18 protein-coding genes and 7 pseudogenes are annotated in these 26,934 nt (G+C 64.3%); 11 read left to right on the forward strand and 14 right to left on the reverse strand.

The window, feature by feature from the left end; genetic code table 11:
* Position 1: 1 nt before the first annotated feature.
* Positions 2 to 490, forward strand: a complete 489-nt coding sequence (gene secB, locus ACVWW1_RS30475; RefSeq protein ID WP_092121028.1) for a protein-export chaperone SecB — start codon at positions 2 to 4, stop codon at positions 488 to 490.
* A 165-nt stretch (positions 491 to 655) separates the two neighbouring features.
* On the opposite strand, the gene dnaQ is transcribed toward secB, so the two are convergent.
* The 4 genes from dnaQ to ACVWW1_RS30495 are packed head-to-tail and all read right to left on the reverse strand — an operon-like array spanning position 656 to position 3,501.
* Positions 656 to 1,378 (reverse strand): DNA polymerase III subunit epsilon, encoded by a 723-nt coding sequence (gene dnaQ, locus ACVWW1_RS30480; protein WP_456658435.1) that lies wholly within the window; start codon positions 1,376 to 1,378, stop codon positions 656 to 658.
* Positions 1,379 to 1,409: 31 nt separating this feature from the next.
* Entirely contained in the window at positions 1,410 to 2,009 is a 600-nt protein-coding gene (gene coaE / locus ACVWW1_RS30485; protein WP_456658436.1) for a dephospho-CoA kinase, read from the reverse strand.
* A gap of 36 nt (positions 2,010 to 2,045) precedes the next feature.
* The gene (locus ACVWW1_RS30490) at positions 2,046 to 2,654 is read right to left on the reverse strand and encodes a Maf family protein (RefSeq protein ID WP_456658437.1); all 609 of its coding nucleotides are present in this window, start codon (positions 2,652 to 2,654) and stop codon (positions 2,046 to 2,048) included.
* Between the two features lie 10 nt (positions 2,655 to 2,664).
* Entirely contained in the window at positions 2,665 to 3,501 is an 837-nt protein-coding gene (locus ACVWW1_RS30495; RefSeq protein ID WP_173639852.1) for a pyruvate, water dikinase regulatory protein, read from the reverse strand.
* Positions 3,502 to 3,950: 449 nt separating this feature from the next.
* Between ACVWW1_RS30495 and hemJ the strand changes: the two genes are divergently transcribed.
* Both hemJ and rho read left to right on the forward strand, forming a co-directional pair.
* Complete coding sequence (gene hemJ, locus ACVWW1_RS30500) at positions 3,951 to 4,373, forward strand: protoporphyrinogen oxidase HemJ (protein ID WP_456660710.1); 423 nt, start codon at positions 3,951 to 3,953, stop codon at positions 4,371 to 4,373.
* A gap of 252 nt (positions 4,374 to 4,625) precedes the next feature.
* Positions 4,626 to 5,893: pseudogene (gene rho, locus ACVWW1_RS30505) on the forward strand (transcription termination factor Rho).
* A 216-nt stretch (positions 5,894 to 6,109) separates the two neighbouring features.
* Here rho and ACVWW1_RS30510 read toward each other — a convergent pair.
* Positions 6,110 to 6,259 carry a hypothetical protein gene (locus tag ACVWW1_RS30510; RefSeq protein WP_456660851.1) on the reverse strand — a complete coding sequence of 50 codons (150 nt, stop codon included), beginning with the start codon at positions 6,257 to 6,259 and terminating at the stop codon, positions 6,110 to 6,112.
* On the opposite strand from ACVWW1_RS30510, the pseudogene mnmE reads away from it, so the two are divergent.
* From mnmE to ACVWW1_RS30535, 5 genes and pseudogenes are all read left to right on the forward strand, one after another.
* Positions 6,195 to 7,521, forward strand: a pseudogene (gene mnmE / locus ACVWW1_RS30515) (tRNA uridine-5-carboxymethylaminomethyl(34) synthesis GTPase MnmE). The gene ACVWW1_RS30510 and the pseudogene mnmE overlap by 65 nt on opposite strands.
* Before the next feature lie 264 nt (positions 7,522 to 7,785).
* A complete protein-coding gene (gene mnmG, locus ACVWW1_RS30520) occupies positions 7,786 to 9,669 on the forward strand; it encodes a tRNA uridine-5-carboxymethylaminomethyl(34) synthesis enzyme MnmG (protein ID WP_456658438.1) in 1,884 nt (627 codons plus the stop codon).
* A gap of 130 nt (positions 9,670 to 9,799) precedes the next feature.
* Positions 9,800 to 10,465: a 16S rRNA (guanine(527)-N(7))-methyltransferase RsmG gene (gene rsmG, locus ACVWW1_RS30525; protein ID WP_456658439.1), complete on the forward strand. Its 666-nt coding sequence runs from the start codon at positions 9,800 to 9,802 to the stop codon at positions 10,463 to 10,465.
* Between the two features lie 31 nt (positions 10,466 to 10,496).
* Positions 10,497 to 11,351, forward strand: a complete 855-nt coding sequence (locus ACVWW1_RS30530; protein WP_456658440.1) for a ParA family protein — start codon at positions 10,497 to 10,499, stop codon at positions 11,349 to 11,351.
* Between the two features lie 141 nt (positions 11,352 to 11,492).
* Positions 11,493 to 12,384, forward strand: a pseudogene (locus ACVWW1_RS30535) (ParB/RepB/Spo0J family partition protein).
* A 130-nt stretch (positions 12,385 to 12,514) separates the two neighbouring features.
* Here the strand turns inward: ACVWW1_RS30535 and holA are convergent.
* The 4 genes and pseudogenes from holA to ACVWW1_RS30555 all read right to left on the reverse strand — a co-directional run bounded on the left by holA (position 12,515) and on the right by ACVWW1_RS30555 (position 18,632).
* A complete protein-coding gene (gene holA / locus ACVWW1_RS30540; RefSeq protein ID WP_456658441.1) occupies positions 12,515 to 13,546 on the reverse strand; it encodes a DNA polymerase III subunit delta in 1,032 nt (343 codons plus the stop codon).
* 8 nt (positions 13,547 to 13,554) lie between these two features.
* Positions 13,555 to 14,112 (reverse strand): LPS assembly lipoprotein LptE, encoded by a 558-nt coding sequence (gene lptE, locus ACVWW1_RS30545; RefSeq protein WP_097676204.1) that lies wholly within the window; start codon positions 14,110 to 14,112, stop codon positions 13,555 to 13,557.
* Positions 14,099 to 16,725: pseudogene (gene leuS / locus ACVWW1_RS30550) on the reverse strand (leucine--tRNA ligase). Before leuS ends, lptE begins: the two are co-directional and overlap by 14 nt.
* Before the next feature lie 214 nt (positions 16,726 to 16,939).
* Positions 16,940 to 18,632: pseudogene (locus ACVWW1_RS30555) on the reverse strand (sensor domain-containing diguanylate cyclase).
* 110 nt (positions 18,633 to 18,742) lie between these two features.
* On the opposite strand from ACVWW1_RS30555, the gene ACVWW1_RS30560 reads away from it, so the two are divergent.
* Entirely contained in the window at positions 18,743 to 19,447 is a 705-nt protein-coding gene (locus ACVWW1_RS30560) for a YggS family pyridoxal phosphate-dependent enzyme (protein ID WP_456658442.1), read from the forward strand.
* 148 nt (positions 19,448 to 19,595) lie between these two features.
* On the opposite strand, the gene ACVWW1_RS30565 is transcribed toward ACVWW1_RS30560, so the two are convergent.
* Positions 19,596 to 20,381 (reverse strand): 2-keto-4-pentenoate hydratase, encoded by a 786-nt coding sequence (locus ACVWW1_RS30565; protein ID WP_456658443.1) that lies wholly within the window; start codon positions 20,379 to 20,381, stop codon positions 19,596 to 19,598.
* A 117-nt stretch (positions 20,382 to 20,498) separates the two neighbouring features.
* A pseudogene (locus ACVWW1_RS30570) lies at positions 20,499 to 21,039 on the reverse strand (L,D-transpeptidase family protein).
* Between the two features lie 242 nt (positions 21,040 to 21,281).
* Between ACVWW1_RS30570 and ACVWW1_RS30575 the strand changes: the two are divergent.
* Together ACVWW1_RS30575 and ACVWW1_RS30580 are read left to right on the forward strand one after the other, a co-directional pair.
* Positions 21,282 to 21,968, forward strand: coding sequence for a response regulator transcription factor (locus ACVWW1_RS30575; protein WP_016841446.1), 687 nt, complete (start codon positions 21,282 to 21,284; stop codon positions 21,966 to 21,968).
* A 57-nt stretch (positions 21,969 to 22,025) separates the two neighbouring features.
* Positions 22,026 to 22,466, forward strand: coding sequence for a Crp/Fnr family transcriptional regulator (locus ACVWW1_RS30580; RefSeq protein ID WP_176534510.1), 441 nt, complete (start codon positions 22,026 to 22,028; stop codon positions 22,464 to 22,466).
* 90 nt (positions 22,467 to 22,556) lie between these two features.
* Here the strand turns inward: ACVWW1_RS30580 and ACVWW1_RS30585 are convergent.
* From ACVWW1_RS30585 to ACVWW1_RS30595, 3 genes and pseudogenes are all read right to left on the reverse strand, one after another.
* Positions 22,557 to 23,377 (reverse strand): annotated as a pseudogene (locus ACVWW1_RS30585) (exodeoxyribonuclease III).
* Between the two features lie 155 nt (positions 23,378 to 23,532).
* Positions 23,533 to 24,357 carry an outer membrane lipoprotein carrier protein LolA gene (locus ACVWW1_RS30590; protein WP_456658444.1) on the reverse strand — a complete coding sequence of 275 codons (825 nt, stop codon included), beginning with the start codon at positions 24,355 to 24,357 and terminating at the stop codon, positions 23,533 to 23,535.
* Positions 24,358 to 24,457: 100 nt separating this feature from the next.
* Positions 24,458 to 26,932, reverse strand: coding sequence for a DNA translocase FtsK (locus ACVWW1_RS30595; RefSeq protein WP_456658445.1), 2,475 nt, complete (start codon positions 26,930 to 26,932; stop codon positions 24,458 to 24,460).
* Positions 26,933 to 26,934 lie beyond the last annotated feature (2 nt).

Below are 26,934 nucleotides of genomic sequence, written 5' to 3' on the forward strand. Positions count from 1 at the left end.
CATGACCAATGGCAACGGCGCCCCCGTCGAACAGCCCGCTCCCCAGCTCAACGTACTGGCGCAGTACACCAAGGACCTGTCGTTCGAGAACCCGAATGCGCCGACCTCGCTCGGCCAGCAGCAACAGCAGCCGGCGATCAACATCCAGATCAACGTCTCCGCCAACAACCTGTCGGAGAACGAGTATGAGGTGATCCTCTCGATCGAGGGCAAGGCCGAGTCGGCCGGCAAGGTGATGTTCAGCTTCGACCTTGCCTATGCCGGCGTCTTCCGGATCGTGAACGTGCCGAAGGAGAATTTGCACCCGCTGGTCATGATCGAGTGCCCGCGGCTGCTGTTCCCGTTCGCGCGCGAGATCGTCGCGACCTCGGTCCGCGACGGCGGCTTCCCGCCCCTGCTGCTCGACCCCGTCGATTTCGTCGGCCTCTACCGCCAGAACATGGAGCGGCAGGCAGCCGCCCAGGCCGCTTCCGGCGTCAAGCCGAGCTGAGCTGGCTGAACTGAATTTCCCGTCATCCTGAGGAGCCCGCTCTTGCGGGCGTCTCGAAGGATCGACGGGCCCCCGCTGGTGGCCGTGCATCCTTCGAGGCTTGCTCCGCTCGCGCCTCCAGCGACAAAGGCGAAACCTTTGCGCGGGGATGACGGAACCGCGAGATCAAGCCGCCGGTGCTGCGGCGGGCGCTGGCGGCGGCAAATAATCGTTCCAGATCGGCTTGTCGCCGAGCGTCGCGACGAACGCCCGGTGGGCCTCGCGATCCTCGTCGCTGACCCGCGCAACCAGCGCCGTCTCACGCTGCCGCCGCGGCGTATCGCCGTAGCTTCCGCTGCGCGCATCCGAATTTTCCGACGCCAGGACGAGCTGCGACTGCCGCGCTCCGATCAGGTCGATATAGACCTCGGCCAGCAGCTCGGCGTCGAGCAAGGCGCCGTGCTTGGTGCGGCGGGAATTGTCGATCTGATAGCGCGAGCAGAGGTCGTCGAGCCGGTTCGACACGCCGGGATGCTTGCGTCGCGCCAATAACAGCGTGTCGACCAACCGGTCTTTCGGAATGGCCTTCCGCTTGATGCGGTCGAGCTCGGCATTGATGAAGCTGATGTCGAACGACGCGTTGTGGATCACCAGCGGCGTATCGCCGATGAAGGCCAGGAACTCGTCGACCACCTCGTTGAACAGCGGCTTGGAGGCCAGGAATTCGGTCGACAGCCCATGCACGGCGAACGCTTCCGCCGGCATGTCGCGTTCGGGATTGATGTAGACGTGGTAGGTCTGCCCCGTCGGCATGCGGTTGAAGATCTCGACGCAGCCGATCTCGACCAGCCGGTCGCCGCGCAGCGGGTCGAGGCCAGTAGTTTCGGTATCGAGAACGATTTCGCGCATGACGTGAGGGAATCCGGAAAAGCGCGGCGAATCAGGTTCGCCGCTCCGGCATCTTAACAACCTCGGCCAGAATGTCGCGGATGCGCGCCCGCACCGGATCAAGTCCGTGCGAGGTATCCACGATGAAATCCGCGCGTTTGCGCTTCTCGGCGTCCGGCATCTGCTTGGCGATGATGGCGTCGAGCTTGGCGGCATCCATGGTGCCCCGCGCCAGCACGCGCTCGCGCTGCAGTTCCGGCGAGGTGGTGACGACGACGACCGCATCGACGCGCTTCTCGCCGCCGGTCTCATACAGCAGCGGCACGTCGACGACGACGATCTGCGCGCCGGCGGCTTCCGCGTCGGCAAAGAATCTCTGCCGCGAAGCGCCAAGCATCGGATGCACGATCTGCTCGAGCTGCCGCATCGCCGCAGGGTCGTGCACCACGCGTGCCGAGAGTTTTGCGCGGTCGACCTTGCCGTTCGCAGTGGTGCCGGGAAAGGCTGCCTCGATCGCAGGTGCGGCTTCGCCTTCATAGAGCTGATGCACGGCCGCATCGGCGTCGTACACCGGCACGCCAGCCTCCATGAAGAGTTTGGCCGTGGTGGATTTTCCCATCCCGATCGAGCCGGTGAGTCCCAAAATCAACATCGGATCAGCATCTCTCCGTCGCCATGTCTCGGCACCTCACACCGCGAGAAGTTTCTCGCGGCGCAGGAATGCGAGCAGCGACAATAGCGGCAGGCCGAGGATGGTGAAATGGTCGCCTTCGATCCGCTCGAACAGATGCACGCCGAGGCCCTCGAGCTGGTAGGCACCGACGCTAGTCGTCACCGCCTCCCCGGCCTGGTCGAGATAGGCTTCGATCTCGTCGGCAGCAAGCCGCCGCATCGTCATCCGGGCCACGCTCACATCGTCGAACAGGACTTTCCCATCGCGCGCGACCGAGACGGCTGAGTGCAGCGCGTGCGTCTGTCCGGCGAGCAGGCCGAGCTGGTCGGCAGCCTGGGCACGGCCGGCAGGCTTGCTGAACATCCGCTCCCCCAACGCCAGGGTCTGGTCGGCGCCAACGACATATTGACCCGGCCTCTGCCTCGATATGAACAGCGCCTTCTCGCGCGCCAGGAGCGATGCGATCTCGCCCGGCGCCGAAAGGCCGGAATTTTTCTGCACCGCGCGCTCATCGATATCGGCCGGCAGCGCCTCGAATTCGAGGCTGGCGTTTTCAAGCAGCATCCTTCGCGCACGGCTTTGCGATGCAAGGATCAGCTTCTGCGGGCCGCGCCAGATGCTCATGATTTGGCGGTTACTCCGACGGTCGCGCGCGCTGGCGGTCGTTATAGAGCTTCATGATCGCAGCCGCCGTCTCCTCGATCGAGCGACGCGTCACGTCGAGCAATGCCCAGTTGAATTTCGCGCTCAGGCGCCGTGCAAACGCGACTTCGTCGGCCACCGCCTGCTTGTCGATGTAGGTGTCGTTGTCGCGGTCGCCCATCGTGAGCAGGCGGTTCTGCCGGACCTGGATCAAGCGCTCCGGCGTCGCATGCAGGCTGACCACCAACGGTTTCTTCAGGGTCTCGAGCTGGTGCGGCAGCGGGATGCCCGGAACCAGCGGCACATTCGCGGTGCGGATGCCGCGGTTGGCGAGATAGATCGAGGTCGGCGTCTTCGACGTGCGGGACACGCCGACCAGGACGACGTCGGCCTCCTCGAGGCCTTCGACATGCTGACCGTCGTCATGGATCATCGTGTAATTCAGCGCGTCGATCCGGCTGAAATATTCCGCGTTCAGCACATGCTGCGCACCGACGCGTCCGGTCGTCGCGGCACCCAGATACGCCTCGAACAATTGCATCACCGGCCCGATGATCGACAGGCTCGGCACGTTGATCTGCTTGCACTTGCCCTCGAGCCGGCCGACCAGATCCTTCTCAAGCAGCGTGAACAGGACAATGCCGGGCGATTCCTCGATCTCGTCGAGCACGCGATCGAGCTGCTTCTGGCTGCGCACCAAAGGATAGACATGCTCGACCGCGGTCACGTTGGCGTATTGCGCGGCGACCGCGCGCGCCACGGTGATCAGCGTCTCGCCGGTCGAATCAGACACCAGATGCAGGTGGAAATAATTGGAGGTCGTCGGCACCGGGGCCCCTGTCTATCCTGTGAATCCCTGTGGAGGTCGAGGAGAAGAATCCGGGTCCGCCGCCAGGTCCCTGTATATCTCGTCCCCTTCTTCACAGCACCGCCGAAAAGGATAAGTCGACGTCATCCGACGGATGATAGTGAACCGGTGTGGATTTGTCTCTTCATAAGCTGGCCACAGAAGTACGCAACCGATTGAGTTGAGCGACAGATTCCGGATGTCCGGTCCCGCCGGCCGAAATGTTGAGGGATGTGAACAAGCCCGCAAGAACAGCTGGATTGTTTTGCATGAGTCCAATTCACCGTCACTTAGACTCAAACCTTAGATTCTAAACTTAATTAAGTTTAGGAGAGCCGTGTGAGCGGATATGTATCGGCCCCTCGCAAGCAGGGCTTGGCTCGCAACGCTGAGACCCCCCGAGCTGTTCCCTGAAAGGCATCGCCGCGATGTTGTATGACTGGATCAAGGCCCTGCACATCGTTGCCGTGATCTCCTGGATGGCGGGCATGCTCTATCTGCCGCGGCTGTTCGTCTATCATTGCGAGGCCGAGACGGGCTCGAAGCAGTCCGAGACCTTCAAGGTCATGGAGCGGCGACTTTTGAAGGCGATCATCAACCCCGCGATGATCGTGACCTGGCTCGCCGGGCTTTATCTGGCCTGGGCCGGACACTGGTACCTATCGGGCTGGTTTCACGTCAAGTTTACGCTGGTCCTCATCATGTCGGGTATCCACGGCTTTTTGTCCCGTTGCGTCAAGGATTTCGCCGCCGACCGGAATCACCGCACTCAGAAATTCTATCGCATTATCAACGAGTTGCCGACGCTTCTGATGATCCTGATCGTGATCATGGTGGTCGTGAAGCCGTTCTAGACATCGCGATGCTCAAGACGCATGCTTCAGTCCTTCTTGCGAAGAACGAATCGATTTTCTATATAGGTCCTATCCCACCCCACGCAGGCGGATGTGGTCGCGTTTCGGTTCTTTTCGGGCCGGCGCCGCATCAGGTTTGAAAGCCCAAACGGCACTTTCCTGGCTGAGACCTGCGGACCTTCCTTTGGCGTCCGCTTTTTCCAAGCCACCTCGCACCCCTTCCCTACTTACTTCCTCACAGGACGACCCCCGATGCGGGAAATCAAACTCCAGGACCTCAAATCGAAAACGCCGGCCGAGCTCGTCTCGTTCGCGGAAGAGAACGGGGTCGAGAATGCCAGCACCATGCGCAAGCAGGAGCTGATGTTCGCCATTCTCAAAAACCTCGCCGCCGCCGAGACCGACATTGTCGGCGAGGGCGTCGTGGAGGTGCTGTCCGACGGATTCGGCTTCCTTCGTTCGCCCGATGCGAACTACCTGCCTGGTCCCGACGACATCTACGTCTCGCCCTCGCAAATCCGCCGCTTCGGCCTGCGCACAGGCGACACCATCGAAGGGCACATCCGCAGCCCGAAGGAAGGCGAACGCTACTTCGCGCTGCTGAAGGTCAATACGCTCAACTTCGAGGATCCCGAGAAGGCCAAGCACAAGGTCAATTTCGACAACCTCACGCCGCTGTTTCCCAATCAGCGTTTCCGCATGGAGCTTGAGGATTCCACCAAGAAGGATCTCTCTGCCCGCGTGATCGATTTATCGTCGCGCCGATCGGCAAGGGCCAGCGCGCGCTGATCGTGGCGCCACCGCGCACCGGCAAGACGGTGCTGATGCAGAACATCGCGCACTCCATCACCGCCAATCATCCCGACTGCTATCTGATCGTGCTTCTGATCGACGAGCGTCCGGAAGAAGTCACGGACATGCAGCGCTCGGTGAAGGGCGAGGTGGTGTCGTCGACCTTCGACGAACCCGCCGTGCGTCACGTCCAGGTTGCCGAGATGGTGATCGAGAAGGCCAAGCGTCTCGTCGAGCACGGCCGCGATGTCGTGATCCTGCTCGACTCAATCACGCGTCTCGGCCGCGCCTACAACACCGTGGTGCCGTCATCCGGCAAGGTGTTGACCGGCGGTGTCGACGCCAACGCCCTGCAGCGCCCGAAGCGCTTCTTCGGTGCCGCGCGCAACATCGAGGAGGGCGGTTCGCTGACCATCATCGCGACCGCGCTGGTCGACACCGGCAGCCGTATGGACGAAGTCATCTTCGAAGAGTTCAAGGGCACCGGTAACTCCGAACTGATCCTCGACCGCAAGGTCTCGGATAAGCGGACCTTCCCAGCGATCGATATTGCCCGCTCCGGCACCCGCAAGGAGGAGCTCATCACCGATCCGCAGGTGCTGAAGAAGATGTACGTCCTGCGCCGCATCCTCAATCCGATGGGCACCATGGACGCGATCGACTTCCTGCTCGACAAGCTCCGGAACACGAAGAGCAACTCGGAATTCTTCGATTCCATGAACACCTGAGGCCACGGCCGAACCGAATAGGGCGCTCCGCACAAACGGGGCGCCTTTTTCATGCTGCGGATTTGCTGCAGCAGGGCGCAGCATGGTTTGGGCTGGTTCGGCTCACCGAATATTCAAATAACTATATGATATAATTCATCTTTATTCCTTATAGACTATGATCTGGTCAGCGGTAGTGCAGCAAAGATTGCCACGCGCTTGTCGCAACCAGATGGGTTATGTTGCATTGCAGTATATTTCCGGCATGGCGCGCGAAATGGAAGCGGCATTGCCTTTGCCGATTTGCTGGAAGAAATAGGCGATGCATCCGCGCGACCAGACCATCTTCGCATTGTCCTCCGGGCGGCCGCCGAGCGCGATCGCCATTGTCAGATTGTCTGGCCCAATGGCCGAGTCGGTCATTGCAGGACTGGCGGGCAAGACCCCGGTGCCGCGAATGGCGACCCGCGCGTTGCTCCGCGATTCGAATCATCAGCCGATCGATGATGCGGTCGTGTTGTGGTTCCCGGGACCGGCCAGTGCGACCGGCGAGGACGTGGCCGAATTTCATGTCCATGGCGGACGCGCGGTGTTGGCGGCGCTGTTCAATGCCCTCGCGGCGTTCGAGAATGTGCGGCCGGCCGAGCCCGGCGAGTTCACCCGGCGGGCGTTCGAGAACGGCAAGCTCGACCTGACCGAGGCCGAAGGCCTCGACGATCTGATCCATGCCGATACCGATCGCCAACGGCGCCAGGCGCTGCGCCAGCTGAAAGGTTTGCTCGGCGATCGCGCGCGCGACTGGCGCGAGCGGATCATCGCGGCGTCGGCGCTGATCGAGGCCGGCATCGATTTCTCCGATGAAGGCGATGTCCCGGCGGAGCTGATCGCGCCGGCGCTCGAGAAGATCCGGGCGCTACATGATGAGATCAAGCAAGTCCTTGCCGGGCAGGGGCAAAGTGAGCGGCTGCGCGACGGCCTGGTGGTCGCGATCGCAGGTCCGCCGAATGTCGGCAAATCGACCCTGATCAATCAGCTTGCCAAGCGCGAGGTCGCGATCGTCTCGCCGCATGCCGGCACCACCCGCGACGTGATCGAAGTGCAGCTCGATCTCGATGGCTATCCTGTCACGGTCATCGACACCGCCGGGATCCGCGAGACCGACGACCCGGTGGAGCAGGAGGGTGTTCGCCGCGCTCGGGCCCGCGCCGCGGAAGCCGATCTCGTGCTGTGGTTGGCCGACAGCCGCGGCGCCCAAGGTCGGGCATGGGGGAACGACGCCAACCTGGCTGGTGCGAAACAAGATCGACCTCGTCAGGGCCCCGTCGGGTGAAGACAGCAGTTACCCCGAGTTCCGGATCTCGGCTGCCCGCGGCGACGGCCTCTCGGAACTGATCGCCGCACTGGTCGGTTTCGCTCACGACTATTTCGCGACCAGCGAGGGCGGTCTGATCAGCCGGACGCGGCAGCGCGGAATGCTTGAGGAGGCCGTCGAATCTCTCCGGCGCAGCATCGATGTGGTCGGGCAGGGTGAGGAACTCGCCGCCGAGGAACTTCGCAGGGCCGCTTATTCGCTCGGACGTCTGCTCGGTCGGGTGGATGTCGAGGACATCCTGGACGTCATCTTCCGCGAGTTCTGTGTCGGGAAGTAGCGGGCGCCCCATCTGTTTCACGTGAAACATGGTTTCGATCTGGTTAAGGACACTTCCTCCTGTTTCACGTGAAACAAATGTCGCGGTATGACCGGACCTGTTTCACGTGAAACAGGTCCGCTCCCGTCAGTGCGAACGAAGCGACTTGCCCCCGAAGGCTAGACGAAGGCGAAATCAATCCATATCTCGACCCAAGATTGGTTCTCGGGCCCGCGACCCAACTTCGTTCTTCCGGCTTTCATCACTCCGCGATAGAAGTCCGCCATGACTTCCAGGGCAGACACATTTGACGTCATCGTCATCGGCGGCGGCCATGCCGGCTGCGAGGCCGCGAGTGCGGCCGCCCGGATGGGTGCGAAGACAGCCCTGGTGACCCATCGTTTTACGACCATCGGCGCGATGTCCTGCAATCCCGCGATCGGCGGCCTCGGTAAGGGCCATCTGGTCCGCGAAGTCGACGCGCTGGACGGTTTGATGGGCCGGGTCGCCGATACCGGCGGCATCCAGTTCCGCATGCTCAATCGCCGGAAGGGTCCGGCGGTCCGTGGGCCCCGGGCTCAGGCCGACCGCAAGCTCTATGCAGCCGCGATGCAGGCGGCGATCACAAAGACTGCGAACCTGACCGTCATCGAAGGCGAGGCGGATGAGCTGATTGTCATTGATGGGCGCGTGACCGGCATTCGCCTGGGTGATGGCCGTCAGCTTTCAGCGGGTGCCGTTGTCATCACGACCGGCACCTTCCTGCGCGGTCTGATTCATCTCGGCGAGAAGAACTGGCCGGCCGGCCGGGTCGGCGAGGCGCCGGCGATGGGTCTGTCGGCCTCGTTTGAACGGGCAGGTTTCGTGCTCGGCCGGCTCAAGACCGGGACGCCTCCGCGCCTCGACGGCACCACGATCGACTGGTCCGCGGTCGAAATGCAGCCCGGAGACGAGTCTCCGGAGCCGTTTTCGGTTATGACGGACCGGATTACGACCCCGCAGATCCAGTGCGGCATCACCCGCACCACGCCGGCGACCCATGAGGTGATCCGGGCCAATGTGCATCGCTCGCCGATGTATTCCGGCCAGATCAAGAGCTCTGGGCCCCGCTATTGCCCCTCGATAGAGGACAAGATCGTCCGCTTTGGCGATCGCGACGGCCATCAGATCTTCCTGGAGCCGGAAGGGCTCGACGACAGCACGGTCTATCCCAACGGCATCTCGACCTCGCTACCGGAAGAGGTCCAGCTCGCGATCCTCGCCAGCATCCCCGGGCTCGAACGGGTGAAGATGGTCCGGCCGGGCTATGCGATCGAGTACGATCACGTCGATCCCCGCGAGCTCGATCCGACCTTGCAGACCAAGCGTCTGCGCGGACTTTTCCTGGCCGGCCAGATCAATGGCACCACGGGATACGAAGAGGCGGCGGGGCAGGGCATCGTTGCCGGGCTCAATGCCGCACTGGCCGCCAGCGGGACCGATCCGATCGTGTTCGACCGCGCAGACGGCTATCTCGGGGTGATGATCGATGACCTCGTGACCCGCGGGATCACCGAACCCTATCGGATGTTCACCTCGCGGGCCGAATACCGGCTGACGCTGCGGGCCGACAATGCCGATCAGCGGTTGACCGACAAGGGTATCGCGCTTGGATGCGTCGGAACGGCGCGGGCGGAACGTCACCGGACCAAGATGGCGGCGCTGGGCGCGGCCAAGGCGTTGGCGAAGTCACTTGCGATCACGCCGAACGAGGCCGCCAAGCATGGGCTGGCGCTCAATCGCGACGGTCATCGTCGGTCCGCCTTCGAGCTGCTGGCCTACCCGGAGATCGAGTGGCCCGCAGTTCAGGCGATCTGGCCGGAGCTGTCGGCCATTGACCCTGCGATCGCGGTGCATCTCGAGATCGATGCCAAATACGATGTCTATCTGAAGCGCCAGACCGCCGACGTTGACGCCTTCCGGCGTGACGAGAGCCTCGTCCTGACCGATGTCGACTATGCCGACGTGCCGGGTCTCTCGAATGAGGCCCGCGCCAAGCTGCAGAAGGCGCAGCCGCGGACGGTCGGGCAGGCGGGCCGGATTGACGGCATGACGCCGGCGGCGCTGGGTATCCTGGCGGCCTATTTGCGGCGCGAGGCACGACGGAAATCGGCCAAGGCGACCGCCTGACGTTTCACGTGAAACACGAGGGGTGAGCGCCTATCCTTTGTGAAGGCGACTCGACCCGAATCGACCCAGGTGCCGCTCGTCGGCGTCGCCACCGGCTTTCACCACGTCAGACAAACGGCCTGCACCAAGAATGGCTCCAGCCCCGCAATCCGCCGAACCCAGCGTCTCCGCCAAGGACAAGGCTGCGGCGCTCGCACTCACGCCCGTTTCACGTGAAACAGAGGCGCGGCTCGATCGCTACGTCGCCCTCCTTCTGGAGTGGCAGGCCAAGACCAATCTCGTCGCGCCCTCCACGCTTGCGAATCTATGGACGCGGCATGTCTCCGATTCGCTGCAGCTGCTGAGCCTCGCACCCTCAGCAAAATCCTGGGTCGATCTCGGCAGCGGCGGGGGCTTTCCCGGCGTCGTGCTCGCCTGTGCGTTGGCCGACACGCCCGGCGCACGGATCCATCTGGTTGAACGAATCGCCAAGAAGGCTGCATTCTTGCGCGAGGCGATACGGGTCACGGCGTCACCGGGGACGGTGCTTCTGGCTGATATCGGGGATACTGTGGATAGAATCGCAGGTCCCATCGATTGCGTCACCGCGCGGGCGCTGGCTCCGTTACATCAACTCATCGGCTTTGCGGAGCCGTGGGTCAAAAAGGGCGCCAAGGCGCTGTTTTTGAAGGGTCAAGATGTAGAGGCCGAATTGACCGAGGCCACTAAATATTGGATTATTGAGCCAAAGCTACACTCCAGCCGGACCGGCGGACAGGGCTGGATCGTCGAACTCGGGTCAATCGAGCGGCGCTAGGGGACTCCGCAAGAGCAAATGGTATTTTGGTATGACTGTGATGGACGAGGTTTATCAAGAGGATAAGGCGTCCCAGCCGCCTGGCCATCCGCGCATCCTGTCGCTCGCCAACCAGAAGGGCGGCGTCGGCAAGACCACCACAGCGATCAATCTTGGCACTGCACTCGCTGCGATTGGCGAGCGTGTCCTGATCGTCGATCTCGATCCGCAGGGCAACGCCTCGACCGGTCTCGGCATCGATCGCCGCAACCGCAGTTGCTCGACCTACGACGTCCTGATCGGTGAAGCGCCGCTGCGCGATGCCGTGGTCGCGACCGCGGTGCCGCGGCTGCATATCGCAGCCTCCACCATGGATCTCTCCGGCCTTGAGCTCGAGCTCGGCACCACACCGGGCCGCGCCTTCCGGCTGCGCGATGCGATCGCCGGGCTGAACAACAACGTCTCGCCCGACTCCGATTACACCTACGTGCTGATCGACTGCCCGCCCTCGCTCAACCTGCTTACCGTGAATGCGATGGCGGCGTCGGATGCGATCCTGGTGCCGCTGCAGTGCGAATTCTTCGCGCTCGAAGGTCTGTCGCAATTGCTGCAGACCGTGGAGCAGGTGCGCTCGACGCTCAATCCGACCCTGTCGATCCACGGCATCGTGCTGACGATGTGTTTCGACTCGCGCAACAACCTCTCCAACCAGGTGGTTGCCGACGTGCGTCAGTTCATGGGCAACAAGGTCTACGACACCATGATCCCGCGCAACGTGCGCATCTCGGAAGCGCCGTCCTACGGCAAGCCGGTCCTGGTCTACGACCTCAAATGCGCCGGCAGCGATGCGTATCTCAAGCTCGCCACCGAAGTGATCCAGCGCGAGCGCGAGCTGCGCGCGCACTGACGATGCCGATGATGGGCGCAGTGAAGCGAACCCCATCCTGGCACGCAACGAGAGCGATGGGTTTCGCGGCGCGCGGCCCATCCGACGATTCTGAAATTCAAGTCTGGAGTACTGCGTGTGAATCCAAGGGAGCTCGCAACAATGGCCGATGAAGCGCGTTCGCGACTGGGGCGCGGGCTGGCAAGCCTGATCGGAGATGTCGGCGGCGAGGCGGCCGCGCATGTCGAGCGGCCGCGCACGCAGCGCAAGGTGCCGATCGAATTCCTCAAGGCCAACCCCGCGCAATCCGCGGCGCAGCTTCGCCGACACCGAACTCGGCGAGCTCGCCGATTCGATCAAGGCGCGTGGCGTGATCCAGCCGATCGTGGTGCGCGCCATCAAGGGCGTGCAGGATCGCTACGAGATCATCGCCGGCGAGCGCCGCTGGCGCGCCTCGCAACTCGCCGGCCTGCATGAAGTGCCGATCGTGCCGGTCGAGGTCAGCGATTCAGACGCGCTCGAGATCATGATCATCGAGAACGTCCAGCGCGAAGACCTCAACGCGATGGAAGAGGCGTTGGGCTATCACGCGCTCGCCGACGAGTTCAAACGCAGCCAGGAAGACATCGCCAAGATCGTCGGCAAGAGCCGCAGCCATGTCGCCAACATGATGCGGTTGACCAAGCTTCCCGCCGAGGTGCAGGCGCTGATCTCGAAGGGCGATCTCTCCGCCGGCCACGCCCGCGCGCTGATCGGCGTGCCCGATCCGCTCGCCGCCGCGAAGCGCATCGTCGCCGAGGGCCTCAACGTCCGCCAGGCCGAGGCGCTGGCGCATGAGGAGGGCGTGCCGGAGCGTAAGCCGCAGAAGCCGCGCGGCAGCGCCGCGGCCAAGGTCGACAAGGACGCCGACACGCTGGCGCTGGAGAAGCGCGTCAGCGATGCGCTCGGCCTTGCCGTCACTGTGAGCCACCGCGATCCCGGCGGCACCGTCCAGATCAGCTACCGCAACCTCGAGCAGCTCGACGAGGTGGTGCGGCGGCTGGAGGGCGGCTAGCTCGTCCGACATCTCTATCTCTCCACGTCATCGCGAGGAGCGACAGCGACGAAGCAATCCATCTTTCCGAGCATGCGGGAAGATGGATTGCTTCGCTTCGCTCGCAATGACGCCGCCCCAATATCGTGCGTCACCCCCGCCGCTTCGCGTTCGCCGCGATCGACAGCAGCGCGCGCTGCGCGATGACGGCGGCGAGCGCGGCCTGCTTGCGCATGTCGAGCGCCGCGGTCGCGAGCTGGTCGATCACGTTCACCAGCCGTGGCGGCGTGAAATTGCGCAGCGCGATCTCGACCGCCGGTTTGCGCGAGAAATGCAGCCGCGGGAATCCGCCTTCGAGCACGGTTGACGCCGGCGTGCCGTCCGCGATCGCGAGTGCCGATTTGTGCAGCCACGCCGCCTGGCGCTGCGCGGCCGAGATGATCACGCCGGGATAGGTGCCGGCGACCATCGCCTTGGTGAACTCGCTCTCGACCAGCGCGGCGTTGCCGGCGAACGCGCCGTCGACGATCGGATCGAGCTTCAGCTCGGAGGCGTCGGAGACCACGGTCATCACGTCGTCGAGCGTGATCTCATCCTTGCCATGCGCGAACAGCGTGAGCTTGCGCAGCTCGTTGCGCGAGGCCATGCGGTCGCCGCCGAGCAGCGACATCAGCACCGCGCGCGCATCCTGTGCGAGCCGCAGGTTGGAGACGCGCAGCTCGTCCTCGATCAGCTTGGTCAGGTCGCGTTCGGTGTCGGGATAGCAGCCGATCGCCACCGCAGTCTTGGCGCGCTCGCAGATCTTGCGCAGCGGCGATTCCGGCCGGAGCTCGCCGGCCTCGATCACGATGCGGCAATCCTTGAGTGCTGGGGTCTCGGTCAGCGTCTCGACGCCGCTTGCGAAATTGCGCGAGCCGGCGCGGACGCGGATGGCGCGGCGGCCGCCGAACAGCGGCACCGTCATGGCCTCGTCGACCAGCCGCGATGGTTCGGCGGCGAGCTCGTCGCCATCGAGCCGCACCAGCGAGAATGGATCGTTGGGATCGTCGACGGCGGAGGCCATCAGTGCGTCGGCGCGCTCGCGCACCAGGCCGAGGTCCGGACCGTAAAGCAGGATGATCGGGCGACCGGCGTCAGGCCGGGCGAGGAAGCTGTCGATCTCTTTTCCGCGAAGCGCGACCAATGCGGCGATCAGGTCCCGGCTGAGAAGAACGAGGCGAGGCGGGTCTGGATGTTGTCGGCGATCTCCTGCGCGGCGCGGTCCTCGGCGTCGCGGAGGGCGCGGGTACGGGCGAAGCGCTGGTAGGAGCCGGGCATGTCATAGGACACGCGCGAGAACGTGGTGCCGGTCATGACCGACTTGTTCGACGCGATCTCGATCAGGTTGAACTGGGCATCGATGCCGTAGTTCTCGCTGGTCGGCAGCGCAGTGGTCGGGTCGATCATCAGCGAGGAGCGGCTGGTATAGAAGCGCAGCACCAGCCGGTGCGTCGGCGGCGCGCCGGTGGCGGTGCCGTAGAGCTTGAAGGCGAGGGCGTTGCGGACTTCGACGCCGACCCGGGCCTCGCGGGACGCGTTCGCCTTGTCGACCGGCGGAACCTCGACGCCCATCAGCTTTTCGCGCAAGGCGGACGACTGACCGTCGAGGGTGCGCTCGGCATACATCGGCTGGAAGCAACCAGCCGTCAGCGCGGCCAAGGCTGCCACGGCCACGAGCCGGGCGGCGATCCTGATCCTAGCCGACAACATTGACGATCCTCATGGGCACCACGATCACCTTGCGGACGGGTTTGCCGCCCAGTGCGGCTTTTACCGCATCGAGCGCCAAAACGGCAGCCTCTATATCCGCATTTTGCGCCGCCCGTGGCACGGTAACATCACCTCGTTTTTTACCGTTGACCTGGACGACCAGGGTCACGCTGTCTTCGACCAGCAAATCGCGTTCGATTTGCGGCCAATCGGCCTCGGAAACCAGCCCGGACTGGCCCAGAACCACCCAGCACTCCTCGGCCAGATGCGGCATCATCGGCGAAAACAGCTGGACCAGGATGGTCGCGGCTTCCTTGACCGCCCAGGCCACGTCCGGCGCCGGCTTGTCGCCTTTCGCCAGCACCTCGGACAACGCATTGGCGAATTCGCGGATATGGGCGAGGCAGACGTTGAAATGCAGCCGCTCGATCCCGGACGACACCTTGTCGAGCGCGCTGTGGGCGGCCTTGCGCAACGCCAGCGCCTCGGGCCCAAAGGTGCCCGGCCGGGCCGCCGGCGCCGCTTTGGCGATCTCGGCCGATTCGTTCACCAGTCGCCACAGCCGCTGCACGAAACGCGCGGCGCCCTGCACCCGCTCGTCACTCCAGATCACGTCGCGGTCCGGCGGGGAGTCCGACAGCATGAACCAGCGCGCGACGTCGGCGCCGTAGCTCGCGATGATGTCGTCGGGGTCGACGGTGTTCTTCTTCGACTTCGACATCTTCTCGATCGGGCCGATTGCGATGTCCTCGCCGGTCGCCATCAGCACCGCGCGGCGGCCGTTGCCGCCGACCTCGATCTTGACCTCGGCCGGGGTGACCCAGCTGCCGTCGGCCTTCTGATAGGTCTCGTGCACCACCATGCCCTGGGTGAACATGCCGGCGAACGGCTCGCTCATGTCGATGTGACCGGTCGCCTTCATCGCGCGGGTGAAGAAGCGGCTGTAGAGCAGATGCAGGATCGCATGCTCGACGCCGCCGATATACTGATCGACCGGCATCATCCGGTTGGCGACCACAGGTGTGGTCGGCGCCGTCTTGTTCCATGGATCGGTGAAGCGCGCGAAGTACCACGACGAGTCCACGAAGGTGTCCATCGTGTCGGTTTCGCGGACGGCCTTGCCGCCGCACTTCGGGCAGTTGACGTGCTTCCAGGTCGGATGATGGTCGAGCGCGTTGCCCGGCCGGTCGAAGCTGACATCCTCCGGCAGCGTCACCGGCAATTGGTCGTCGGGCACCGGCACCACGTCGCACTTGGGACAGTGGATCACCGGGATCGGGCAACCCCAATAGCGCTGGCGCGAAATGCCCCAGTCGCGCAGCCGGAAATTAACCTGCCGCTCGCCGACCGGCGCATTACCGCGCAGCTCGCTCTCCAGACGCTTGGCAACCTCTTCCTTTGCCGCGTCGATGGTCATGCCGTCGAGGAAGCGCGAATTGATCATGCGGCCGTCACCGCCATAGGCGGTGTCGGTGATGAAAAACGTCTTCGGGTCCTGGCCCTCTGGGCAGACCACCGGCACGTTGCCGAGGCCGTATTTGTTGACGAAGTCGAGGTCGCGCTGGTCGTGCGCCGGGCAGCCGAAGATCGCGCCGGTGCCGTATTCCATCAGCACGAAGTTCGCGACATAGACCGGCAGCTTCCAGCTCGGATCGAACGGATGCACCGCCTTGATGCCGGTGTCGAAACCCTGCTTCTCGGCGGTGTCGATGATCGACTGCGCGGTGCCGATCTTCTTGATGTCGGCGATGAACTCGGCAAGCTTCGGGTTCTTCGCGGCCGCCGCCTGCGCCAGCGGATGGTCCGCCGAGATCGCCATGAATTTTGCGCCGAACAGCGTGTCCGGCCGCGTCGTGAAGATCTTCAGCTCGTTCTCGCCGGCCGGCGTCGTCGCCGCATCAAGCGCAAAGCGGATCAGCAGACCTTCCGAGCGGCCGATCCAGTTGCGCTGCATCAGCCGCACCTTGTCGGGCCAGCGGTCGAGACCGTCGAGCGCCTCCAGCAGCTCCTGCGCGCTTACTTCGTGATCTTGAAGACCCACTGGCTCATCTCACGCTGCTCGACGACGGCGCCCGAGCGCCAGCCGCGGCCGTCGATCACCTGTTCGTTGGCGAGCACGGTCATGTCGACCGGGTCCCAGTTCAGCTTGCGCTTCTCACGCTCGGCGAGGCCGGCGCGCAGCATGTCCAGGAACATCTTCTGCTGATGCTTGTAATAGCTGGGGTCGCAGGTTGCGAACTCGCGGCTCCAGTCGAGCGACAGCCCGATCGACTTGAGCTGCTTCTTCATCGCGGCGATGTTGTCGTAGGTCCAGGCCTTCGGCGCCACTTTGCGCTCGATCGCGGCATTCTCCGCCGGCAGGCCGAACGCATCCCAGCCCATCGGGTGCAGCACGTTGAAGCCCTTGGCGCGCATGAAGCGGGCCAGCACGTCGCCGAGCGTATAGTTGCGGACATGGCCGATATGGATGCGCCCCGACGGGTACGGGAACATCTCGAGCACGTAGTATTTCGGCCGTGGATCGTCGTTCTTGGAGGCGAAGATCGCCTTTTCGTCCCAGGTGGCTTGCCAGCGGGGTTCGGATTCACGGGCGTTGTAGCGTTCGGCGGTCATGAAATCGCAGGGATTCTGGGTGGCTGTGGGTGATTTTCGGGTCCCATCCGGGGACGGCGGACTAGGCCATAAAATCGCCCATGGGGTCAACGGCTTGGGGGCTCCAAACGCCTGATCCCGTCGCGCAGCCGCCCTGCCGCTGTCGCAGGGGGCGCCGCCCTCAGCCTCCCCCGTCGCCGGTGGTCATGGTTCCTCCGCGTTCTCGCGACGCCGCTCAGCTCGCCAGCGCCATCCCCGCTTCATCCAGCGTCTGCAGGAAGCCGTGCTCGATCACGGCATTCCTGCCGCGGCGTTTGGCGGCGTAGAGGGCGGCGTCTGCGGCTTCGATCAGGTCGCCGGGGCGCTGGGTTTCGTTGGGCTTGGTCGCGGCGACGCCGACGCTGACGGTGACGACGCAATGGCTCGAGGGGGCGTGCGGCACGGCGAGGCCGAGGATTGCGGTGCGCACGGTTTCGCCGATCGCGAGTGCGTGCGCGGCGTCGGTGTTCGGCAACAGCAGGCAGAATTCCTCGCCGCCATAGCGGCCGGCAAAGCCCATGGTGTCGGCGGCGATCCCGGCCAGCGTCTCGCCGATCCGGGTCAGGCAGACGTCGCCCTCCGGGTGGCCGTAGGTGTCGTTGTAGAGCTTGAAGTGATCGACATCGATCATCATCAGCGAGAGCTCGCATTCATACTGCTGCGCCCGCATCCACTCGAAATCGAGCCGGCTCTGGAAGCCGCGGCGGTTGGCGAGGCCGGACAGCGCATCGATCGAGGCCATCACGGTGAGGCGGTCGTTGGAGGCGACGAGCTCGCGCTCGCGCTGGCTGAGCTGCGCCGCCATCGCGTTGAAGGCGCGCGCCAGCGGCACGAATTCCGACGGCAGCTTGTGTTTGGCGACGCGCGCCGACCAGTCGCCCTCGCCCGAACCGGCGCGCCATGCTGGTCATCAGCTCGATCGGATGGATCACGAGCCGCTCCGCGCCGACCAGCGCACCCAATAAAACGAAGAGACAGACGAAGCCGAGCTGCAGATAGGCGGTGCGGATCTCGCGGCTGATCGCCGCCGTCACCTTGGCCTCATCCATGCTCACGATCAGGCGGGATTGTGTTCCGGCGATGCGGGCGAAGCTCAGCGTGCGCTGCGCGCCGTCGGACGCCGTGAACGACACCGAGCCTGACGGCTCGTCGTAGCTCAGCGCCTTCTCGGCAATCGCCGACATCAAGGGGATGGTGTCGAGCGAGCGGCCGATCAGGCTCGCATGATCCGCGGGGGCTGCGACCACGACGCCGGTCGAGTCGACCAGCACGGCCGACATGCCGGGCTGGCCGCCGAGATTGGCCATGATCTGCGACAGCCAGTCGATGTTGATGCCGGCGACGACGATGGAGTCGAGCTCCGGATTGATCGCGGCCACCGGATAGGCGGCCATCATCATCGGGCGGCCATTGGTCCTGCCGCGCAGATAGTCGCTGAACACGAAGCCGCGGTTGTCCTGCGCCTTCTTGAAATATTCGCGGTCGCCGAGATTGAGCCCGACCTGGCTGTTGAGCGTCGAACACTGTACCAGCCCGTCTCTCGAGACGAACATGATGCTGCGAATCCATGGCAGCACCGTCGGCAGGCTGGCGCGCAGCACCTCGCAGCTCTGCCCGATGCCGCCGGAAGCGCGGATATAGGCGGCCGATTTCAGCATGGTCTCGACCGAGGAGACCACCTCGCGCTGGGTTTCGGCGGCGTGCGCGGTGAGGTTGGCATAGCCTGCCGTGGCCTGCGCGATCTGCGTTGAGCGGAAATTCTCCAGCGTGCGGACGCGATCGAGCATCAAGGGCGCGACCAGCATCACCGCAAGCAAGGCGAGCCGGGCACGAATGCCCAGAACCTTCTTGAGTTTGACCCGGTTGCGGTTGAAAGTGACGCCCGACATTCTGGTCCCTTGCCCGGGCGCAAGGTAGAGTGAAGGGCTTCAAAAAGCCTTTCCCGAATTTGGTAAAATTCGAGCCAACCCCCCCGCGCCTGTCAGAGAACGGCACAAGCATGACACAAAGCCCGACCGCGCCGTTATCGGCTGATTCACCACACGGCCTCGCCGCCGTGGAGCAGGAGATCGCACACGCCTGCATGGAAGCGCGTCGCGAGCGCGCGTCGGTGACCTTGATCGCGGTGTCGAAGACATTCGCGGCCGACGCAATTTTTCCGATTATTCGCGCCGGACAGCGCGTATTTGGCGAAAATCGCGTGCAGGAGGCCAAGGGCAAGTGGCCGGAATTGATCCAGGCTCATCCGGGACTGCAGTTGCATCTGATCGGGCCGTTGCAGTCGAACAAGGCCAAGGAGGCGGTCGCGCTGTTCGATGCGATCCATTCGGTCGACCGCGCCAGCATTTGCGAAGCGTTAGCCAAGGAAATCAAAAATCAAGGGAAGCATCCGGAGCTGTTCGTCCAGATCAACACCGGCGAGGAGCCGCAGAAGGCCGGCGTCGCGCCGCAGGACGCGGATACCTTCATCGCGGCATGTCGCGACAATTATGGCCTTCAGATTTCAGGACTGATGTGCATCCCGCCGGTCGACCAGGCCCCGGCGCCGCATTTCGCGCTGTGCGCCAAGATCGCCGCGCGCAACGGGCTGAAGAATCTCTCGATGGGCATGAGCGCGGATTTCGCGGTGGCGATCCAGATGGGCGCGACCCATGTGCGGGTGGGCTCGGCGATCTTCGGGACGCGGACGGTGGCGCATCCCTGACTGTCGTCCTGGCGAAAGCCAGGACCCATACGCCGCGGCCATCGCAAAGGGCACGCGGCGAGACATTCATCTTGCAAGCGACAGCGGTGGTAATGGGTCCTGGGCTTTCGCCAGGACGACGGCGGTGTGTGCGTTGAGCGCGCGCCGCCTACGCAAACGTCACCGACACTTTTCCGATCGCGCCGAAATCGGCTGCGAACATATCGCCGGCCTGAATCGGCAGCGGCGGATGGCAGGTGCCTGTGGTGACGACCTCTCCTGCCCGCAACGTCAGGCCAAGCGCGCGCAGCTCGTTGGCGCACCAGGCGAGTGCCACACGGGGATCGCCGAGTACGTTCTTGCCATGACCGGTGTAGCGCTCGCCGCGCAGCGTGATGGTCGGGCGTTGTTCGACCAGATTGATCGCGCGCCAGTCGGCCGACGTTGCAGGTCCGAGCACGAATAGATGCGCGCAGGCATTGTCGGCGATCAGCTGCGCCTCGCCGGCGGATGCGAAATCAGCGAAGCGTGAATCCGGAATCTCGATCGCGGGATGCAGCGTGCCGACCGCGTCGAGTACCTCCTGCACACTGTACGGTGTGGTGCGCGGACCGAGATCGCGCGCCATGCGGAAGGCGTATTCCGGCTCGCCGACGCGCATCTCGTTGCCCGTCATCGATGCGGTGCCGCCATCGGCGATCAATGTTTCGGCGAGGATGCGCCCGGCTAGCGGCCCTGCGACATTGATATGCTTCTGGCCGGCCTCGCTGGTCGCCGCGATCTTCCAGCCGAACAGTTTTTCGCGCGATGTCTTTTCCAGCTGAGCCTGCACCGCGTAACCCTCGACGCGGTCGCGCGGCCGCATGGCGCCTTCGAGCGCGCCGAGTTTCGTTCCTGCGTGCCAGTGATCGTGCAGGACTTTTGCAGCGGCGGCGATCTGGTTGTTGTCGAGCATGGTTTTTCGCTTCCCCCGTGAATCATTCTTGGGAATGTCTTTCTGCTGCGCGCAATCTCAGCACAAACGCGTCGCGCTTGTCGCGTGGGAAAACCGATGCTCAGCTATTCGAGAATTTTACCCGATGATGATTTTGGTCTGCGGCGACATCCGCCGCAGCAGCCGCAGCATCGACGCCTTGGTCATCGAGACGCAGCCCGCTGTCGGGGCGAAATTCGGCCGCGCCAGATGCAGGAACACGGCGCTGCCGGCGGCCGGCGATGCGCGGCGCGGCGTTGTGGTCGATCTCGACAATGAAGTCGTAGAGGTGATCCTCGCGCGTCAGGCGGTCGCCGCCCTGCCCTCGGTCGAGCCGGATCGGCTGGTTGTAATGGCGATCGGCGGGATCCTCGCACCAGGCGTCCTCGCGACGGATCGGCCGCGCCGGCAGGAAGGTCACCGGACGCCGGTGCCGGTCGGCGCGCCACCAAAGCCGCCGCGGATGGAAGATGCCGCGCGGCGTGCCGCCGTCGCCCTCGCGCTTGTTGGCGAGGATTCCGCCGCGTCCGAGCGCCACGGGAACGGTCCAGCCATCGGCAGTCAGCCAACCCCGGCGCGGATCGCCGGCGGCGCTGTGAACCTCGATGGCGGAGAGCGGGCGATCACGTTTCGCTGTCATATAAGTGATTGAAATAGCTGGTCTTCCCTTAAGAATCGTTCAAAACTGAACTTGCCTTGGACGGTTCGATCATTCTATCTCCCGGCATTACAGGACATTCACGTCCTGCCCCGCCGGATTTGAGGTAGACTGTCTTGCCTTGTGAATCGGTAACGATGGCCTACCTGAGCACGTATCTAGCCGATGCTACGGCCATAAGCGCTGCCCGCTTCTGACCGCCCCGCCCCCGAAGGATTGTACCTATGGCCAATGCCCGCAAGATCTTGATCGTGGATGACGATACCGATCTGCGCGATACGCTGGTCGAGCAGCTGTCCCTGCACGAGGAATTCGAAGCCTCCGCAGTCGACACCGGCGCCAAGGGCGCCACTGCCGCCAAAGCCAATTCTCCCGATCTGGTCTTGATGGATGTCGGCCTGCCCGACACCGACGGCCGCGAAGTGGTCCGCAGCCTGCGCAAGGGCGGCTTCAAGGCCCCGATTATCATGCTGACCGGCCACGACACCGATTCCGACACCATCCTTGGCCTCGAAAGCGGCGCCAACGACTATGTGGCGAAGCCGTTCCGCTTCGCGGTGCTGCTGGCCCGGATCCGGGCGCAGCTGCGCCAGCACGAGGCCAGCGAGGACGCCGTGTTCTCGGTCGGCCCCTACTCGTTCCGGCCCGGCTCGAAGATGCTCACCGGCGCCAATGCCCGCAAGGTGCGGCTGACCGAGAAGGAAACCGCGATCCTGCGCTTCCTCTACCGTGCCGGCCAGATGCCGGTGTCGCGCGAGACCCTGCTCCAGGAAGTCTGGGGCTACAATTCCGGTGTCACCACCCACACGCTGGAAACCCACATCTACCGCCTCCGCCAGAAGATCGAGAAGGACGCCGCCAACCCGGAAATCCTGGTGACGGAAGCCGGTGGCTACAAGCTGGTGCCGTGATACGCTTCGCGCTCAACGATTCGTGAAATCGAGGCGCACCGCGGTTACCGGCCCTGAATGTCGATCGATGATGACGTAGCCCTGCTTGAGCAGGTCCCGACGATGCGTCTGTTGGGCGACAGCTCCTTGCGCATGCTGGCGATCGGCTCCGAGCAACGCGATTTCAACGCAGGCGAGGTGCTGTTCAAGACCGGCGACACGGCCGATGCCGGCTATGTCGTGCAGCGCGGCACGTTCCGGGTCGAGGAAGGCGGCGCCGAGATCATCGCCGGTCCCGGCGCGCTGATCGGCGAGCTCGCATTGATCGTCGCGATGAAACGGCCCTCGACCGCGACCGCGCTGGAGCGCGGCTCGGTGATCCGCGTCGCGCGCAGCCTGTTCCAGCGCGTGCTGGAAAGCGATCCGGCCGCAGCCCGCCGCCTCCGCGACGAACTCGCGCTGCGGACGAGCCAGCTGGCCAGCGATATCCTGATAGCGGGCGGGAAGTTGAGCACGTAATTCCTCGTCGTCCGGGACAAGCGAGCATCGCGAGCGCGAACCGGTACCCCACTTCGCTTGAAAACGCTCTAGGCAGGGACGACAGCGAGACTAAACCTCCATCACCGCCGTGACCGGCACATGATCCGACGGGCGCTCCCAGCTGCGGGCGTCGCGGGTGATCTTGAAATCGCTAACCTGATCCTTCAGCGCACGCGAGACCCAGATATGGTCGAGCCTGCGGCCGCGGTCGCCGACGGTCCAGTCCGCGGCGCGATAGCTCCACCAAGTGTAGACCTTTTCCGACATCGGGATCCGCTCGCGCGCGATGTCGAACCATTCGCCATGGGCTTGGGCTGCGAGCAGCTTCTCGGTCTCGACCGGCGTATGCGAGACCACCTTCAACAGCTGCTTGTGCGACCACACGTCGTTCTCATGCGGCGCGACGTTGAGGTCGCCGACCAGGATGTGACGGTCGTCGCCGCGCGGATGCAGCGGCTCGCAGGCCTTCATCTCGTCGAGGAATTGCAGCTTGTGCTCGAACTTCGGATTGAGCGCGGGATCGGGAATGTCGCCGCCGGCCGGCACGTAGAAATTATGCAGCACCAGCGGTTTTGAAAGCTGCGCCTTCTCGCCAAAGGAAACCGAGATGTGCCGCGAGTCGATCTTGTCGCAGAATGTCCGGTCCGGATGTCGGTCGTCTCGAACGGCAGGCGCGAGACGATGGCGACGCCGTGATAGCCCTTCTGCCCGTTCAGCGCGACGTGCTCATAGCCGAGCCGTTTGAAGCGCTTCAGCGGAAACGCATCGTCGATGCACTTGGTCTCCTGCAGGCACAGCACATCCGGCCGCGCGCTCTTCAGGAATTTGGCGACGATGTCGATGCGCAGGCGCACCGAGTTGATGTTCCAGGTGGTGACGGAGAACCGCATGAGAGGTGCGTCTTAGCACGGTTCTCGGTGCGGGTTGGCGCTTTGTCCACAAGCAAGCGCCGTAGGATGGGTAGAGCGAAGCGAAACCCATCATCTCAATTCGCGGCACGAAGGTGATGGGTTTCGCTGCGCTCTACCCATCCTACGCAAGATGGCTAGCCCGGCGAAGAACCCGGATAGGTCGTGAAGTCGATCTTGAACAGCCCCGGATCGGGCTTCTGCGTCGCGTCGAGATTGTAGACCGCAACTGTCGTGTCGTAGCCCTGCGGATCGGTGACGGTCCACTGCTTGAGCTTGCCGTCCTTGGCGCCGATCATCAGCAGGAAGCGGCTGGTGCCGACCAGCGCCTGCTTCTCCTCGATCGTGATGCTGACGAACACGTCGTCGGCGGTGACGCTGACGACGTTGGTGTCCTTCATCAGGTCGATGCGGTCCGACAGCAGATAGCGCAGCGGGGTCTGCGACAGTGGATAGATGTCCTGGGTGGCGAGCCTGCGATCGCGCACCGCGACCGACGAGCCGTCGGCGATCACTTCGATGGTGCTCGGATTGTCATATTCGAAGCGCAGCTTGCCGGGCTTCTGGATGTAGAAATCGCCCTTGGTCTTGGTGCCGTCGGGACCGACCTGGACGAAATTTCCGACCAGCGTCTGCAGCGACGACAGATAGGCCGAGACCTTGGCGGCCTGCGCCTTCTGGTTGGCGTCGAAGGTCTGGAAGATGTTGGCGGGGACGTTGCGGCGCGGATCGGGAATCACCGGGTCCGGCGGCGCCTGCGTGGCGCCCGTGGTAGCCGGGCCCTTGTCCGCATTGCTCTGTGCGCCGGCGTCCTTGGCTTTCGGCGCAGCCTTAGGTCCCGCGTTGGCCATGGGTTTCGGCGTCGCCGGGGCATTCTGCGCAGTCGCGCCGCCGGCGATCGCGGCGGTGACGAGAAGAGCCAGCGCAGTGCGCGTGCCGCGGTCAATGAGATGTTTTGCCATCAGATATGTCAGGTCTCTGTTCGACGCTCGTCCCGCTTCGCCGGATTTTATCCCGCGTCTTCCGAGGGAGATATGGTTTTTCCGTGATGATCGTCCCCGATCAGAACTGGCCTTCTTCCTCCCCGACCAGGATTTCGCGCTTTCCGGCGTGATTCGCCGGGCCGACGATGCCCTCAAGTTCCATCCGCTCCATCAGCGAGGCGGCACGGTTGTAGCCGATCTGCAGCCGGCGCTGGATGTAGGAGGTCGACGCCTTGCGGTCGCGCTTGACGATCGCAACCGCCTGCGTGAACAGATCGCCGCCGCCGTCGCCACCCATGCCGGTGGCATCGAACACGGCGCCGTCCTCGTCGGTCGGCTCCTCTGCGGTGACGGCTTCGAGATATTCCGGCTGGCCTTGCGTCTTGAGGTGGCGCACCACCTTCTCGACTTCCTCGTCCGATGCGAACGGGCCGTGCACGCGGCTGATGCGGCCGCCGCCCGCCATGTAGAGCATGTCGCCCTGGCCGAGCAGCTGCTCGGCGCCCATCTCGCCAAGGATGGTGCGGCTGTCGATCTTCGACGTCACCTGGAAGGCGATGCGGGTCGGGAAGTTCGCCTTGATCGTGCCGGTGATGACGTCGACCGACGGACGCTGCGTGGCGAGGATCACGTGCAGGCCGGCGGCGCGCGCCATCTGCGCGAGGCGCTGCACCGCGCCTTCGATGTCCTTGCCGGCGACCATCATCAGGTCGGCCATTTCGTCGACGATGATGACGATGTAGGGCAGCGGCTCGAGGTCGAGCTTCTCTTCCTCGTAGATCGCCTTGCCGCTCTCCTTGTCGAAACCGGTGTGCACGGTGCGCGTCAGCTCTTCGCCCTTGGCCTTCGCTTCGACGAGGCGCGCATTGTAACCGTCGATGTTGCGCACGCCGAGCTTGGCCATCCGCTTGTAGCGTTCTTCCATCTCGCGCACGGCCCATTTCAGCGCGACAACGGCTTTCTTCGGATCGGTGACAACGGGCGTCAGCAAATGCGGGATGCCGTCATAGACCGAGAGTTCGAGCATCTTCGGGTCGACCATGATCAGGCGGCACTGATCCGGCCGCAGCCGGTACACCAGGCTCAGGATCATGGTGTTGATCGCGACCGATTTGCCGGAGCCGGTGGTGCCGGCGATCAGCATATGCGGCGTGCGCGCGAGATCGATGATCACGGGATCGCCGCCGATCGTCTTGCCGAGGCACAGCGGCAGCTTCGCAACCGAATCGACGCTTTCCTTGGCGACCAGGAGCTCGCGCAGGTAGACCTTCTCGCGATGCGCGTTCGGCAGTTCGATGCCGATCGCATTGCGGCCGGCGACCACGGCGACGCGGGCCGACAGCGCGCTCATCGAGCGGGCGATGTCGTCGGACAATCCGATCACGCGCGACGACTTGATGCCGGGCGCGGGCTCCAGCTCGTACAGCGTGACCACCGGGCCCGGGTTGGCCTTGACGATCTCGCCGCGCACGCCGAAATCCTGCAGCACGCCTTCCAGCGAACGCGAATTGGCTTCGAGCTCGGCCTTGCTCAGCGGCTGGCGATCGCTCGCCTTCGGCGCACTGAGCACCGAGACCGACGGCAGCTCGAACTTGTCGGAGTTCTTCTTCTTCGGCTTCGGCTCGGCCTTCTTGCGCGGGGCGCGGGCGACGGGAGCTTCCTCCTCGTCATCCTCTTCCTCCTCGTCGTCGAAAGCCTCGGTCTCGTCTTCATCCTCGTCATGGGCGGGCGCGATCGAGGGCGCCGATCGGCCGCCGCCGATATTGGGCTCCTGGCGCTCGAAGGCAGCGCTGCGGCCCTGCGATCCGCTCGAGACCAGCGATTTGTAGGCGGTCGAGAACAGCCAGCCGAGCCGCGCTTTCGCGCTCATCAGTGCGTGGAACAGCCAGCCCAGCGAGACCGAGCTGCGGTCGTTGTCTTCGTCCTCGACGAACGGCTCGTCGTCGTCAGAGATCGGCGTCAGCTCCTCGTCCTGCTCCTTGGCGCCCCAACCGCAGGCGAACAGGAAGCTCGCGGCCATCGCGGCAAACAGGATCAGGCCGAGCACGACGCGATAGATGAAGCCCGGCGGCCCGAACACCACGGCCGGCGCACGCAGCAGCGCGTCGCCGACCACGCCGCCGAGCCCGGTCGGCAATGGCCATGCGGTGTTGTGCGGCCAGCAGCTGGCGAAGCCCGCCGCGATCACCGTGCACAGGATCCAGCAGCCGAGCCGCAGCGCCTCGCGGTCGAACGGACGATGCGTCAACATCCGCCAGCCCCACACCGCCACCGGCAGCAGCAGCATGATGGCGCCGAGGCCGAGAATCTGCATCAGCAGGTCGGCGCCGATCGCGCCGGGATAGCCGAGCACGTTGCGGATCGCGCGCGAGGTGGCGTGGCTCAGTGACGGATCCTGCACCGACCAGGTCATCAGCGCAGCGGTGACGGCGCCCGACAACGCGATCAGGCCGAGCCCGGTGAGTTCGCGCAGCCGCCGCGCCAGCGCCTCGCGCAACGAGAGCGGCAGGTGGCCGACCAGGGGGATGACACGTTCGATCGCTGGCATACTCAATC

This window comes from Bradyrhizobium sp. JR3.5, assembly GCF_054057015.1.

Excerpts from the sequence above, each read along its gene's own strand:
- rsmG (WP_456658439.1), top strand. The coding sequence starts at position 9,800 with ATGGCTCCAGCCCCGCAATCCGCCGAACCCAGCGTCTCCGCCAAGGAC.
- secB (WP_092121028.1), top strand. The coding sequence starts at position 2 with ATGACCAATGGCAACGGCGCCCCCGTCGAACAGCCCGCTCCCCAGCTC.
- lptE (WP_097676204.1), bottom strand. The coding sequence starts at position 14,112 with ATGTTGTCGGCTAGGATCAGGATCGCCGCCCGGCTCGTGGCCGTGGCA.
- dnaQ (WP_456658435.1), bottom strand. The coding sequence starts at position 1,378 with ATGCGCGAAATCGTTCTCGATACCGAAACTACTGGCCTCGACCCGCTG.
- ACVWW1_RS30490 (WP_456658437.1), bottom strand. The coding sequence starts at position 2,654 with ATGAGCATCTGGCGCGGCCCGCAGAAGCTGATCCTTGCATCGCAAAGC.
- ACVWW1_RS30530 (WP_456658440.1), top strand. The coding sequence starts at position 10,497 with ATGACTGTGATGGACGAGGTTTATCAAGAGGATAAGGCGTCCCAGCCG.
- ACVWW1_RS30560 (WP_456658442.1), top strand. The coding sequence starts at position 18,743 with ATGACACAAAGCCCGACCGCGCCGTTATCGGCTGATTCACCACACGGC.
- ACVWW1_RS30580 (WP_176534510.1), top strand. The coding sequence starts at position 22,026 with ATGTCGATCGATGATGACGTAGCCCTGCTTGAGCAGGTCCCGACGATG.
- mnmG (WP_456658438.1), top strand. The coding sequence starts at position 7,786 with ATGACTTCCAGGGCAGACACATTTGACGTCATCGTCATCGGCGGCGGC.
- coaE (WP_456658436.1), bottom strand. The coding sequence starts at position 2,009 with ATGTTGATTTTGGGACTCACCGGCTCGATCGGGATGGGAAAATCCACC.
- ACVWW1_RS30575 (WP_016841446.1), top strand. The coding sequence starts at position 21,282 with ATGGCCAATGCCCGCAAGATCTTGATCGTGGATGACGATACCGATCTG.
- ACVWW1_RS30510 (WP_456660851.1), bottom strand. The coding sequence starts at position 6,259 with ATGGCGATCGCGCTCGGCGGCCGCCCGGAGGACAATGCGAAGATGGTC.
- ACVWW1_RS30565 (WP_456658443.1), bottom strand. The coding sequence starts at position 20,381 with ATGCTCGACAACAACCAGATCGCCGCCGCTGCAAAAGTCCTGCACGAT.
- ACVWW1_RS30590 (WP_456658444.1), bottom strand. The coding sequence starts at position 24,357 with ATGGCAAAACATCTCATTGACCGCGGCACGCGCACTGCGCTGGCTCTT.